This is a genomic window from Clostridium yunnanense, assembly GCF_016595795.1.
GTDB lineage: Bacteria > Bacillota > Clostridia > Clostridiales > Clostridiaceae > Clostridium_AR > Clostridium_AR yunnanense.
Genome location: NZ_JAENHN010000039.1, coordinates 51,442 through 66,177, shown reverse-complemented (window position 1 = coordinate 66,177; position 14,736 = coordinate 51,442). Strand labels below are relative to the sequence as shown.

11 protein-coding genes are annotated in these 14,736 nt (G+C 29.8%); 8 read left to right on the top strand and 3 right to left on the bottom strand.

The features are described from left to right. Window positions 1–96: 96 nt before the first annotated feature. Together JHL18_RS13840 and JHL18_RS13835 are read left to right on the top strand one after the other, a co-directional pair. Window positions 97–834, top strand: coding sequence for a LytR/AlgR family response regulator transcription factor (locus JHL18_RS13840; protein ID WP_200270144.1), 738 nt, complete (start codon window positions 97–99; stop codon window positions 832–834). A 201-nt stretch (window positions 835–1,035) separates the two neighbouring features. After that, window positions 1,036–1,323: a hypothetical protein gene (locus JHL18_RS13835; RefSeq protein ID WP_200270142.1), complete on the top strand. Its 288-nt coding sequence runs from the start codon at window positions 1,036–1,038 to the stop codon at window positions 1,321–1,323. 341 nt (window positions 1,324–1,664) lie between these two features. On the opposite strand, the gene JHL18_RS13830 is transcribed toward JHL18_RS13835, so the two are convergent. Continuing rightward, a complete protein-coding gene (locus JHL18_RS13830; RefSeq protein WP_200270140.1) occupies window positions 1,665–2,966 on the bottom strand; it encodes a DUF4179 domain-containing protein in 1,302 nt (433 codons plus the stop codon). Continuing rightward, a complete protein-coding gene (locus JHL18_RS13825; protein WP_200270139.1) occupies window positions 2,959–3,528 on the bottom strand; it encodes a sigma-70 family RNA polymerase sigma factor in 570 nt (189 codons plus the stop codon). The genes JHL18_RS13830 and JHL18_RS13825 overlap by 8 nt, the downstream gene beginning before the upstream one ends. Before the next feature lie 297 nt (window positions 3,529–3,825). On the opposite strand from JHL18_RS13825, the gene JHL18_RS13820 reads away from it, so the two are divergent. The 5 genes from JHL18_RS13820 to JHL18_RS13800 all read left to right on the top strand — a co-directional run bounded on the left by JHL18_RS13820 (window position 3,826) and on the right by JHL18_RS13800 (window position 8,255). After that, window positions 3,826–4,266: an ACT domain-containing protein gene (locus JHL18_RS13820; RefSeq protein ID WP_200270137.1), complete on the top strand. Its 441-nt coding sequence runs from the start codon at window positions 3,826–3,828 to the stop codon at window positions 4,264–4,266. A gap of 119 nt (window positions 4,267–4,385) precedes the next feature. After that, window positions 4,386–5,630, top strand: a complete 1,245-nt coding sequence (locus JHL18_RS13815) for an aminopeptidase P family protein (protein WP_200270135.1) — start codon at window positions 4,386–4,388, stop codon at window positions 5,628–5,630. A 139-nt stretch (window positions 5,631–5,769) separates the two neighbouring features. After that, window positions 5,770–6,210: a hypothetical protein gene (locus JHL18_RS13810; protein ID WP_200270132.1), complete on the top strand. Its 441-nt coding sequence runs from the start codon at window positions 5,770–5,772 to the stop codon at window positions 6,208–6,210. 19 nt (window positions 6,211–6,229) lie between these two features. Then, window positions 6,230–6,592: a phasin family protein gene (locus JHL18_RS13805; protein ID WP_200270131.1), complete on the top strand. Its 363-nt coding sequence runs from the start codon at window positions 6,230–6,232 to the stop codon at window positions 6,590–6,592. Window positions 6,593–6,647: 55 nt separating this feature from the next. Next, window positions 6,648–8,255: an ABC1 kinase family protein gene (locus JHL18_RS13800; RefSeq protein ID WP_200270129.1), complete on the top strand. Its 1,608-nt coding sequence runs from the start codon at window positions 6,648–6,650 to the stop codon at window positions 8,253–8,255. A gap of 44 nt (window positions 8,256–8,299) precedes the next feature. Here JHL18_RS13800 and JHL18_RS13795 read toward each other — a convergent pair whose 3' ends face one another. After that, window positions 8,300–11,161, bottom strand: a complete 2,862-nt coding sequence (locus JHL18_RS13795) for a penicillin-binding transpeptidase domain-containing protein (protein WP_200270127.1) — start codon at window positions 11,159–11,161, stop codon at window positions 8,300–8,302. A gap of 320 nt (window positions 11,162–11,481) precedes the next feature. Here JHL18_RS13795 and JHL18_RS13790 point away from each other — a divergent pair, with 320 nt between their 5' ends. After that, entirely contained in the window at window positions 11,482–14,700 is a 3,219-nt protein-coding gene (locus tag JHL18_RS13790) for an SNF2 helicase associated domain-containing protein (protein WP_200270125.1), read from the top strand. Window positions 14,701–14,736 lie beyond the last annotated feature (36 nt).

Below are 14,736 nucleotides of genomic sequence, written 5' to 3'. Positions count from 1 at the left end.
ATGGGAATATAAGTAACAGGTGGCTTTAGTTCTTTGAGTTAAATACTGTAACAGTATTCAAATTGAGATTGCAGGAAAGGCTGGTGAATAAAGTATATGAATATAATATTATGTGAAGATGATGAAAAGCAAAGAATAGATATATTGAGGAATATAGATTATATAATAAAAGAAAATGATCTAGATATGAGAGTTTATATGTCTACAGATAATCCTTACGATGTTTTAAAGATTGTTGATGAAAGTTCAGAAGTTAAGTTGTACATATTAGACGTAGATCTTAATTCTGATATAAACGGAATAGAATTGGCGGATAAAATAAGGAATAAGGACCTACAATCTTACTTAATATTTATCACTAGTCATTCGGAACTTGCCTACTTAACATTTAAATATAAGGTAGAAGCCTTTGACTACATAATTAAAGATTCGAGAGATAGCCTATTTAAGGAGCTAAATGACGCTTTAATAAAGATAGAAAAAAGATCTAATAATGGAGAAGAAGATAAAAAGTTTTTTATAATAAAAGATGGTAGGTCTATAACAAAAATTGAATTCAAAGACATACTATTCTTTGAAACTACAATCATTAAAAATAAACTAAAAGTTAATTGTATTAATAGATGTAAAGAGTTTTATAGTAAGTTAAAGGATGTAGAGGAATGTTTAGATGAAAGATTTATTAAGTGCCATAAGTCTTTTGTTGTGAATATAGATAACATTGAGTTAGTAAATAAAAAAGAAAAGCTCATTTACATGAAGAATGGACAAACGTGTTATTTATCAAAAACTTATACAAAAGAGTTATTAGAAAAATTGAAATTTGATAAGTAAGTTATATAAGAACCAATATTATATTTAAATATGGACTGAAAATGCAAAAAATTATAAATTTAACTATATATAGATTATGATCTATTTAGAAGTAAAATTAGATGTTTCAGTATATACAGACAGTAATACCTATATTAATTTGATAGTATTAAGTTAGTATTCTTATGGTGTAGGTAAAATTAAAAGATTAAGAGGTACAATATGGAAGTGCTAAGCTTAAGTCTTAAGTTATTAATTACAGTAATAATTTCAACAGTTATTTTTTCTATAATATTTTCCTCATTAAATAAGAGTATGTTGAAATTGTTTGTTCCTATTCAAAATTTCACAAGTAAACTTAAAAGAAAGAACTTATACAGTGGGATTGTTTTTATAGGTACTTTTATATTAATAAGTGAAATATATGATAATTACAATCTCAGTTATATTAGTTATGGAATATTATATGGATTAGTAAATGCCTTAATAGGCGTTTGCTTTGGTGAATAGATAAACTAATATTTCTAAATAGTTATTTGAACTAATTTTTGTATTGAAAAATGGAGGTAAAAATGTCCAGTCTTAAAGTATTAATCAATATATCACTTAATGTTTTAGCCACTTTTGTTATAGCTGCTTATTATTATTTTATAATTTACTAAGTATGTTCTACACTCAAATAAGAGATGTGTAGCTGACAGGTAGAGATTAATTTAGATGCTGATAAGCGTCTCAATTTTAACTAACTTTAAAGGTAAAGAACTCGTAAGAATTATATAGATGTACTGCTTCATTATGGAAGATGGCTTTGGGATTGAAGTAGTACATTTTTAAAACTTACGAGTTCTTATTTACTTTAAATCAATAGAGAATTTATGAGTTTCATCAATAATATAAAATTTGTCCAATCTTGAAGATGCAATTCTATATGTTTTATCTTTGGATACTCCTTTATATATCTGATAGAAATCAGTTTGATTATTCTCTGATATTTGGGTGTTAAATCGATTTTCAGGTATTAAACCTACACCTTTATCATCAATCAGCCATATCCCTTCAGATTGAATAAGAGGAAGTTTACCTTTAGCAGTATAATTTATCCTAAGGGTATCGTTAGTCCACAGAAACTCTTTTATTGTAAGGCTTCCAAAACCTTGCTGAGTAATTTCGAATGGAGTTGGTTTAATATCGTGAATAATAGGTGGATAGTTATTGTAATCCTCAGCGTGCCCATAAGGAATAAAAGTTAGAGTTTTTGTATTCATATCAATCAAGTTTCTAAAACTTAATGTTGTATCAATTCTATTTGAGTTACCTGATTTTGATTTTATAAGTTTATCTTTATCATCTAGTAAGAAAAAATCCTGAAGACCTCCATCTATTTTTATTATTGTAGAGATAGGATTAATCTCTATGGATTTTAGATTAAAACTACTATCACCAAGATTTATGGTTTTATTAATCTTATATTTTTTTGTGCTAGCATTTATATTAGTGTTATCAATTTTAAATTTAAAGTCCCAGTTGCCATTCACATTACCAACTGATTCTACATGCATATTTAAATAAAATATTTTTTTAAGAGATTTTGTAGGCATATCTATTTTTAATATACCCGAATAATTATTAGCATCAGTAATTGTGCCAGTCTCGCCATAACTATATGAGGATAATGGGTCAGAACCGTCTATTGCAAATTTTGCTGATATTCCAAGCCCGTGATCAAAGATATTATTAAAGTCTTTATCTCCGGTGGCTTTATACATTATATATATTTCGTTACCATCAGAAGATATATTATCTATTGTTAAAGTTATTCCGTTATCCACTCTAGAATCATTTAATGGCGAACCAAACTTATCATAGTTGGCAAAATCACCTTGAAGTGATTTTATTGTAGTATTTATGGAATGTATAACACTTGATGCAAAGGCAGAATTATTAAATAATACAATAGTAAAACTTAAAAATATTAAAGTAGAAGCTATATATGCAGTTTTTATTTTGTTATTATTGAGTTTTTTATTTAATCTTCTTTTAATTTTTTTACTTTTAAAATCATCTAATAAAAAATCATCAAATTCATCTTCATCTAAATCAGAATAATTTAAGAAGCTATAGATGGATTCATCAAATTTACTTGTATTATTCATTTATTCCGCCTCCTGTAATTTGTAACCATTTTCTTTTTAAATTCTTTCTTCCTCTTGAAAGTCTATTATCTATATTGGATCTAGGAAGTTTTAGATTATTAGCAATATCAACAGTACTTTCGTCTAAGAAATACTTTTTTATAAAAATATTTCGATCTATATCGTTCATATTATTTATAAGTTTGGTTATCGATTCTATATTTTCTTTTTGTATGATAATAGATTCGATATTCTCTGAAAAATCTGTTACTTCATTGTTTAAATCTACAGAATCAGGAACGATAGTTCTTCTCCTCAAGTAATCAATAGATTTATATTTAGAAACTGCAATTAGCCACTTCTTGAAACTTGTTATTGAAGAGTCGTATTTGAGGATGTTTTTCCAAATACCTATAAATACGTCAGCGACACATTCTTCAATATCCTGTTCTGAAGCCCTGTCTTTTAAAACAGTTAATACAACCTTATATACTAATCCTTTGTAATTATCATATAAGAAATCCAATGCTTTCTTATTGTGTTTTCTTAATTCGAGTATGAAGTTATTTTCATCTATGTGCATAGTCTACCTCCTGAAGAGCTCTTCATAAAATAAATACGTATAATTAAATGCTTTCTATCAAAATAAACAAAAATTATTTGAAATTCAGTATAATTAAATAAAATAGTATTAATTAAGTTTATATTAATAAGATATCAAATCTAAAAACCTATGTAAGATTTGTAAAGTTAATGTTATAAAAAAAAAGAAAGTTTATTGATAAAATAGAAAGTAACAACCAATAATTATGTGAATTTTGTTAAATATCGTCCGTATATGTTATAATTATAATTATATAATGTAAAGAAGGTGGGGCATATGGCAGGGGATATATACTATGTTATCAGTGAAAGAGTAATTCCAGAAATCTTTTTAAAGGTTTTAAAAGTAAACGAACTTTTATATACGGGAGAAGTAAAGGATATTACCGAGGGTATAAGGCAAGTTGGGATAAGTAGAAGTGCTTATTATAAGTATAAAGATCATGTGTTTCCAATGAGTGAAGGCATTAATTCAAAAAAAATAACTCTTGCAGTTAGCATGAGCCACGAGGCTGGAATATTATCTAAGGTTTTAGATAAAATAGCAGAGATGAAGGGTAACGTTCTTACAATAAACCAAGACATACCTATGAATATGATTGCTATAGCCACTATAACTGTTGATATATCCGGACTTGAAATTGATGTAAAAGCACTAATAAAGCAAATAGATTGTTTAAAAGGGGTTATTAAGGTAAAACTATTTGCTATGGAATAATTTATGATATAATTACAATAAATATAAGATTATCAGTTAACTTTAAATATTCTGAAATCTTTATAGGTATATTAGCTGTATATCTATAGTTAAGGTTAATTGCAAGAGGAGTGATTTATTTGAAGAAAGATATTTTTATAAATAATAGAAAGAGACTTTTTGATAAACTTGAAGATGGAGCAATGGTTGTACTTTTAGCGGGAGAAGCACCTAAAAAAACAGCTGATGAGATATATCCATTTACTCCAAATAGAAACTTCTATTATATTACTGGAATAAATGAAGAAAAACATAAGGTAGTGCTTTTCAAATCAAATGGAGTTGAAGCGGAGATTTTATTTATACAAAAACCAGATCCAGTTAAAGAAAAGTGGGTTGGCAAGACTGTAAGAGAATCAGAAGCAGTAGAGTTGTCAGGTATTGAAACGGTTTTATATTTGGAAGATTTTAATAGTACTATAAATCAAAAGTTGTCTTCAGGAAAAGTAAAAGCTTTTTATCTGGATTTGGAAAGAAGAAGTTTTGAAGAACGAGTTACTTTATCGGAAGAGTTTGCTCAGGATATATCAAAAAGATATCCTTATACAGCTATAAAAAATGTATATGGATTGGTTTCAGAGCTTAGAGCTATAAAGGCTCCTGAAGAAATAAATGAGATGAAAAAAGCTATTGATATAACTATAGAAGGTGTAAACTCACTAATGAAAAATGCAAAGTCAGGTTTAAAGGAGTATGAGCTTGAAGCATATTTTGATTTCCATTTAAAGAAAAATGGCGTTAAAGATTTTGCGTTTAAGACAATAGCAGCCGCAGGAAAAAACGCAACAATTCTGCATTATGTTGAAAATAATAGTACTATAAAGGAAAATGATCTTATATTATTCGATTTAGGTGCTCAATATAATTATTACAATGCAGATATTACTAGAACTTTTCCGGTAAGTGGAAGATTTACAGATAGACAAAAGGCAGTTTACGAAGCAGTACTTAGAGTAAATGAAGCTATTATTGAGATATTAAAACCAGGAATTAATTTCCGGGAAATAAATAATAAAGCGACTGATTTAATAGCGGAAGAATGTATTAAGTTAGGTCTTATAAAGGATAAGAAAGATGTTACAAAGTACTACTGGCATAGCATAGGTCATGGGCTAGGTCTAGATACTCATGATGTTGGAGAGAAGAATATTGACTTAAAACCTGGTATGGTATATACAGTAGAACCAGGAATATATATAGAAGAAGAAGGAATTGGTGTAAGAATAGAGGATGATGTGCTTATAACCGAAAATGGCAATGAGGTACTTACAAAAGACATGATAAAATCTGTTGAAGACATTGAAAAATTTATGTGCAATAAGTAAGGCTTTGAATATATATAAATCAATATAAGGATTGAAAGCTGTATAGTATAAGTAAATAATATAAACAGATAGATAAATTGCAGCTAAGTAGTTTTAAAGATATAAAACTTTTAGCTGCTTGCTTATAGGAGGAAATTTCATGGGCTTTTTTCAAGGAAGATATGGCTTTGATTTATTGTCTAAGATATTAGTTTTATTAGGATTAGTATTCTCCCTATGGAGAAATGCTATTACCTATGGGATAGGTCTGGTTTTAATAGGTTATGGTGTTTACAGAGCTTTATCCAGAGATATAACGAAAAGAAGTAATGAGGCGCTAAGATTCGAAAGTTTTTTAAGAAGCAAGTTAGGAAGTTTGATTAACAATAGAAATAATTATGGGAATAGAAGTTCATACGGTAATAAAGGCTTTAGTTTTGGCAATTATAGAGATAAGGCATCTGCTTGGTACAACGAAAGAAAAAATTATAAAATAGTAAAATGCCCTAAATGTGGTCAAAAATTGAGACTTCCAAAAGGAAAAGGAAATATAGTTGTGACTTGTAGAAAATGTTCTAATGAGTTTAAAATGAAAACTTGATTTATGAGGAGATGGTTATATGTTTAATGAATTAAAAAAAGTTATGCTAGCGGGAGTGGGAGCAGTAGCTACTACTTATGAAAAGGCTAATGAGATTGTAAATGAAATGGTAGAAAAGGGAAAGATAACAGTAGATGAAGGGAAAGAATTATCGGAAGAATTAATGAGAGATTTCAAAGGAAAAGCATCAACTACAACTAATAAGGTTATGGATAAAATTGATGATATTAGACCTCTCACTAAACAAGATCTAAATTCAGATTTGCAGGATAGAGATATTCCCTCAAGAATGGAGTTTGACAGTTTAAAGGATAGGGTTGAATTTTTAGAAACTAAACTTTCGGAACTTATGGAGAAGCTTGATGAGGGCAAGGAAGAGTAAATAAAACAATGGGGGTTATTAACCTCCATTTACCTTTATAACAATGAGGTGAACTATGAGAAAAGAGACATTAAAAAGGTTTAGGGAAATAATAAAGGTATTTGCTTACTACGGCTTTGGTTTTTTAGTAAATAGTGCAATGAAGCCAACTGATAATAAATCTCCTGAAAATCTTAGAAAAGCCTTTATTGAGCTAGGGCCAACCTTTATAAAAATTGGTCAGATACTCAGCACAAGAACTGATTTGTTAGATGAAGAATATACTAAAGAACTCTCTAAACTACAAGATGAGGTGCCTTGGGAGGCTTTTAGCGTTATTGCAAGGGTGTTTCAAGAGGAGTTTGACTTAAGCATGGATGATGTCTTTTTATATGTAGAAAGTGTCCCTTTAGCATCGGCATCGGTTGCGCAAGTACATAAAGGCGTCTTGAAAGATGGAAGAGAAGTTGTGATAAAAATCCAAAGACCTAATATTCGTGAAAAGATGGAACTAGATATATCTATCTTGAAGAGACTTATAAAGCTTACCAAGACAAAATTTAATGGTATGCTTATTGATCCAGTAGAAGCTTTAAATGAAATTATGGATGCAACTAGCAAAGAATTAGATTTTGAAAGGGAAAAGGACAGTATTGATAGGTTTAGGGAATTAAATAGAGAAGTTAAGTGTGTAGCTGTACCCTATGTTGTTGAACAGTTTACCTCAACTCGGGTTCTTACAATGGAAAATATACAAGGGTTTAAGATTAATGATATATATACCATAGTTAAAGAAGGGTATGATAGGACAGATATTGCAAAAAAGTTGGCATTGTCCTACTGTAAGCAAATATTTAATGATGGTTTTTTCCATGGAGACCCTCATCCGGGGAATCTTCTTATCAGAGACGGGAAGATATGCTTTATAGATTTTGGACTTATGGGAGAACTATCTGACTCTATAAAAAATGCTCTAAATGATGCGATGATTGCTATAGCTCTAAAAGATATAGCTAAGATAATAGATTTTTTAATGAGCGTAGGTGTAAAGAAGGATAGGGTAGATAAACATATATTATATAATGATATAGAGTATTTATTATCACATTATTTATCTACATCCTTGAAAAATATAAAGATATCTACTTTACTAAGAGAAGTTTTTGGTATTGCTGAAAGAAATAACATACAATTGCCAACAGAGCTTGTGATACTTGTTAGAGGGATGGTTATATTAGAAGGAGTAATAGCAGAGCTTGCTCCAGATATGAATATTCTAGATGTAGCAGTACCATTTGTTAAATCTAAAAATAAATATTATATCTTAAATAAATTGACTAGTGATGATTTTGCAATTAATGCTTATTCCATACTAAGAGATAGTATTAAAATTCCTTCAAAGCTAGTAGAACTCTCTGATAGTGTAATACAAGGGAGAGCTAGGGTTAATCTTCAAATTCCTGATTTAGATAAGTCTGTAGATTATTTAAATAAAATGATAAATAGATTGGTTTTTGGTCTCATAGTAGCGGGAATGATTATTGGGTCATCAATAATAACTGGCTCTAATGTTGGTCCAAGAATAAAAGACATATCAATTATAGGAATAACGGGATATTTTGCATCAGGAATTTTTGCTTTATGGCTTTTAATATCTATAATAAGGTCTGGGAACCTAAAATAAAACAGTCTATATCATAAGTGAAATTAATGATATAGACTGTTTTTCTATTTGTTTATAGTATCATCTTTTTTATCAGGGACTGGAGAGTTAAAAGTATAAGGGAAAGTTGGTTGATAGTTTGGATAATCTTTTTGAAGCCTATCTTTGAAGTATGTTTCATAAGCAGCCTTTGCTACATCGGCACCTAAGAAACCATGGGCTCCATCATACATTACAACTGCAACAACAATCTCAGGATCATCTATAGGAGCGCAGGATACATATACTCCATAAGCACTTCTTCCTATTTGATCTTGAAGCTGTTCATTGTAGGTAGCAGTACCTGTTTTACCCCCAGTAGGGATTGGGAAGTTTTTAAATACAAGACTTGCAGTACCTAAATCATCTGTATTTGCCATCGCCATACCTTGCTTTATCAAGCTTAAGTTTGTAGGGCTTATATCAATTTTATTTAATACTTCAGGTTTAAATTCTTGAACTACTTTGCCAGTTGAATCAGTTATTTTATCTACTAAATGAACCTTATATCTTGTTCCCCCGTTGACTATTGTAGCTATATAATTTGCTATTTGAACTATAGAAAAGTTATTAACGCCCTGTCCTATGGAAGCTAAAACTAGCTGTGCAGGTGTAGTTATTAGAGCATTTTCATTATAGATGAATTGTTCTATAGCAATTTTCACATTAGCATTAGAATATTTTTTACCTGATTCGTTATATTTTTTTACTCTATCACTAAATACTTTGGAATCCTTCTGAAGCTGATCTAATAAAGGGTCTAAGCCTTTTATAAATTGGTTTACTCCAGTAAGACTAGAGCTTTTATTATTTTTTAGATAATCAAAAATATAGTCTTTAAGCTTTTGCTTTGTTGCTTTTAACTCATCACTATCATCATCTTTATTAGCTATGTCTAAAGCTACAAAACTTCTGTCTCCATATTTTCCTGCTTCGAGAGCATTTACAAGGTCAAATCTTCCGTACATTAAGGTCTGATCCTTATTATATTGATAGTTATAGGTTTGACCAAAGCTTTCGCCAATTTCGATTCCTGTGCTTCCTTTTGTTTTACTGTTTGGATCGTTTCCCATACCAAGCTGCCAAGCGTATTTTGCGAGACTATCTAGTGCAGCGATATTAGTTCCATTTTTTTCATACAATCTTATTCCAGTCTCGTAATAAAATATATTGCAGGAAGCTGCAAGGGCTTTTTTTATGTCTACTGCAGTACCATGTCTTCCATCATCTTTAAACGGCTGATTTCCTAATAGTTTATTTGTATAATCTTGATTAGTATCGTTAACTGTGGTTCTGGAGTCTATAACCCCTTCTTGAAGTCCCGCTAATGAAGTCAGAGGTTTAAAGGTAGATCCAGGTGGAATCAGTCCCATAGTAGCGTAATTATAAAATGGCTTAGGTAAGAGATCATACTTATCCTGTCTAACGCCATTCTTATCCTTCGGAAATAAATCATCTAAGGTTTTATTTAAGTGATGTTTATTTATAAATTCCTGCCCCAGTTTATCGTAGTCAGGTGAAAAATATTGTTTAGATATCTCAGGAGTAAGGGCATTAGGGTCAGAAATTATATTTGCATCGTACCCAGGATAACTTGATAAGGCCAATATTCTTCCGGTCTTTGGTTGAAGAACTATAGCAGCTCCTCTTGTCGCATTGAAGTTACCCTTTTTATCCTGTTGATCAAAATATTGAGTAGCTACATAGTTTAATCTATCCTTAAGTGTCTGGTCTACAGAATATTGAATGTTTTTGTCTATAGTTAAGTGAACATTTTCGCCAGGGCTAGATTCAGATTTAAATAGTTCTTCTGTTTTTCTGCCTTGAGAATTTACCTTTACGATAGTCTCTCCAGTATTTCCTTTCAGAACAGATTCGAATGCGGATTCAATGCCAGCTTTACCAATTAGGTCAGTAGATAGATCATATCCTTTTTCTTCATAGCGATCCTTCTTGCTGCTATCTATAGAAGATACATAACCTATTACCCCAGAGGCTAAATTATAGTCAGTTGCATAAGGATATGTCCTCATTGGTTCTACAGATATATCTATTCCAGGTAAATCACTAAGCTTTTGATAGAATATATAAGAACTATCTTTTTGGATATTGTAGGCTATAGTAACTGGCTTAAAACCGGAGTAACTCTGCATTTTTATTGCATCTTTAACAATCATGAACCTTCTTAAATCTTTTATAGAATATTTCTTCAATAACACGTCTGCTATCTCTTTATTTGTATAGGACTGTTTATAGTTTTGTTTTTCTTTAGTAGTTGGGTTTAATATATCATACATAGTATAGAATTTTAAAAGGTAATTAAAAGTATCTTCGGCATTGATTTTAAGCAATTCCTGATTTATTTTTTCTTCATCTGCATCTGTAAGTTCTTGCTTATTCTTTAATTCTGGAATACTTCTTTTGGCTACGTCATTAAGACCTCTATCTCTCTTAAATCTTATTTCTTGAGCCTTCTTAGTATCATCTGAATCACCTATGAAATCAAAATATGGTTTGCCATTGTTATCAATCTTTAACTTAAAGTTATCTTGTTGCTCATCCTTTCGCTCATCTAATAACTTAAATACTTTTTTCATAGTATCATAAAAATATTTGGATGAGTCATCAGTTGTAGTGAAGGTAAGATTATATACAGTTTTATTATCGGCTAAAATATTTCCATTTGAGTCATAGATCTTCCCTCTAGGAGCTTTTTCAGGAAGAGATCTTCTAGCCTGCGTATTAGCCTTATCGGTATAATAGTCATATTTAAATATTTGAAGATATATCAATCTAGATATTATACATACAAAAATAATAAGCATAATAATTATGATGGAATTAAATCTATTAAATAGCTTGAATTTTTTCTCTTTTTTATCCTTCATACAATACCGCCTTTCAAGTTATTATTTAAAAGGAAAAATATACTATATTTAATAAGTATTATTTTTACATAAAATGTGATATTTTTCTAGAGTTATTTGGTAACAATAGTATATTTTTAGAATAATACCTAGAAATATTCATTAAATAATGAGTATATTTTTTTCTTTATTCAAAGTATAATTCAGTTAAAGCACCGTATAGTTGATAATCTATTACTAGTATTAGCTAACAGACATATCTCTTGACCTTATTAGATGGAACTTGGTTATATACTATACAATAATTTGAGAAAACCTAGAAACGGAGAATTGCAATAATTATGGAAGAAAAGTCTATATTAAGTTACGGAGATAAAAAACAATATTTAAAAGGAATACAACATTATGAAGGTGGGCTTGTAGAGGATTTCTCGATTAATATAAAATCTTCAGAAGGAAATAGAGCTAATTCATATTTTATTGAGACTTTTGTCAAATCAAAGTCTAATAAAGATAGGTATAATATACGTATTTCTCTAAATGATAATGTTGGTTTCACAAGCTTCAATTGCGACTGCAATTTCTTTCATAATGATTATAGAAGAAAAGGTATATGTGAACATATTGCGGCTGTAATGGTAAAGTATTTTAGAGAAAAGCAGAAAGAAGTAGCTTATGAGAAAAGTAATATTCAAGTTCAAAGAATTATTAGTGAAATGAATTTAGTATCAGGTAAAAGTAGAGAAAAAGAAATGCTTAATTTACAGGTTAAGCTTGAGTTTAATAAAAGCAACTTAATAGAAAGCTCAATGGAAATAAGGATAGGTAAGGAAAAGCACTTCTTAGTAAGAGATATAAAAGATTTTTTAGATGCTTATGACAATAGGAAAAAGATAAGTGTTGCTAAGAATTTCGATTTTTGTGGAGATATTCATCTATTCTCAGATAAACATAAAGATATTATAGATGTTATTAAGGAAATAGATGAGAATGATAGGCTCACTAGAAGTTTATATAATTACTCTACACCCAATATGAGACTGATAGAAGGAAGAAGAGTATATTTATCTTTAACCCAGATAAAAAGAGTACTTAGCATATTAAGTGAGGAATATATTGATTGCACGATTAATGGACGGGAGTACAGTGATATAAGGATTGTTAAAGAAAATAATCCTATGAATTTCGTGTTAAATTCTCATAAGAATACAATAAGATTATCTTATGGTGATAGTATACCACTAGCATTAACCTCTAAAGGAGATATTTTATTTCTTAACAATAGTATATATCTTCCTGATGAGCAAAGTATAAAAGTTCTTAGACCAATAATTGATATTTTAAAGAAAGAAGATTATATAACCTTTGGCAAGAGTGATAAAAATAATCTTATGTCTACAGTATTACCAATGCTAAATAAACATAGTGGTATTGTAAATATAGACGAGATTTCTAAGGAAGAACTAAGTTTACTGCCTTTAAGAGTTAAATTTTATATAGATAGGGATAATGAAAATATATTCTTAGATGTGCACTTTTGCTATGGTGAACACGAGTTTGATTCTTTTGAACAAACAGATGATTATAAAGAGATTATTAGAGATCGAATAAAAGAGCAGCAAGTTCTTCAGAAAGTATATAGTTATGGTTTTCTTTCAGAAGAAAGATTGATTTTAGAAGACGAAGAAAAAATAGTAGCATTCTTAAGAGGGGGAGTAGTAACCTTGGTGGATATGGGAGAGGTATACTATTCGGAGAGTTTTAAGAGTTTGAAGGTATATACGCCTAATAGCTATAAGGGTGCTATTAGAATAAGTGATAAAGGTCTATTAGAAATATATTTCTCAATAGAAGGTGTTGATAATAGAGAATTATGGCACATATTCAGCTCCATAAAACAGAAAAAGAAATACTATAAACTTAAAAATGGAAATTTTATAACTCTTCAAGAGAAGGAATTGAAAGCTTTAGAAGAAATAATTAATTATGCAGAAGTGAAAAAAGATGATCTTACAAGTGGTAGCTTTAAGGTTCCAAGCTACAAGGGATATTACATAGGAGACATTATTGAAAAAAATAATTTAGGCTTCATAAAAAATACTATAGATTTTGATAGGTTGTATTCAAAAACTAAAAATATGGATACATCTGATTTTAATATGCCTGATAAATTTAATTTTGTAATGAGAGATTATCAAAAGGATGGATTTAAGTGGCTTAATATGCTTCATTCCTTTAAGTTTGGAGGCATTCTTGCTGATGAAATGGGACTTGGAAAAACTCTTCAAACTATAGCTTTCTTGTCTTCGCTTCAGACCGAGGAGCCTTCTTTAATAATTGTACCGAGTTCATTAGTATATAACTGGAAGGACGAATTTGAAAAGTTCGCACCGGATATGAAGATTGCAGTAGTTCAAGGTGACAAGAGATTTAGAGAAAATATTCTTAATGAATATAAGCAATATAACGTTATTGTGACTTCTTATGCGCTTTTAAGACGAGATATAGAACTTTACGAGGATAAAGAGTTTTCTGTATGTATAATTGATGAAGCGCAGAATATAAAGAACTATAACTCTCAAAATGCAAAGAGTGTAAAAAAGATCACAGCAGTCACAAGATTTGCACTAACAGGAACTCCAATTGAAAATAATCTAGGAGATCTGTGGTCTATATTTGATTTTGTAATGCCATCATATCTGATGAATAAGATGAATTTCTCTACTAGATATGAGGCTCCTATAATGAAGGATAGAGATACTGGTGCATTAGAAGAGCTTAACAGAAAGATAAAACCATTTATATTAAGAAGATCAAAGAATATGGTTTTAGAGCAGTTGCCACCTAAAATTGAATACTCAATTTCTGTAGATATGATAGATAAACAAAAGAAAATATATGCAGCTTACTCAAAAGCAGCGCTAAGAGAGTTTGAAAAACAAGGTATAGATGTACCAAAAATTAAGGTTCTTGGAGCTTTAACAAGACTTAGACAAATCTGCAGTGATCCTTCAGTCCTGGTAGAAGGATATAAAGGACAAAGTGGTAAGCTAGAAGCATTAATGAATATAATTGAAAATGCCAGAGGAAATGGTAAGAAAGTTTTAGTATTTTCGTCGTTTACAACAGTATTAAAAAATATAGCACTCCATTTAAAGGGCAATTACATAAATTACCTATATCTAGATGGTGACACGGAGATAAGAGATAGAACCGAATTAGTTAAAGAATTTAATAATGGAGACTCTGTAGTATTTCTTATATCCCTTAAAGCAGGAGGGACAGGACTTAATATAACTGGTGCTGAAGTTGTGGTACATTACGACCCTTGGTGGAACCCTGCAATAGAGGAACAGGCCACTGATAGAGCTCATAGAATTGGTCAATTGAATACTGTTGAAGTAATTAAGCTTATAACTAGAGGGACAATAGAAGAAAGGGTATATGACTTGCAAAAACGAAAGAAAAAAGTTATAGAGAAAATACTTGGGGAAGATATTAATGAATATAGTGCACTTAAAGATATGTCGTTAGAGAATCTTAAAGATTTATTTAAGTAAATAATAGAAATAACTGTAATTGGTTATTAGTTGTAA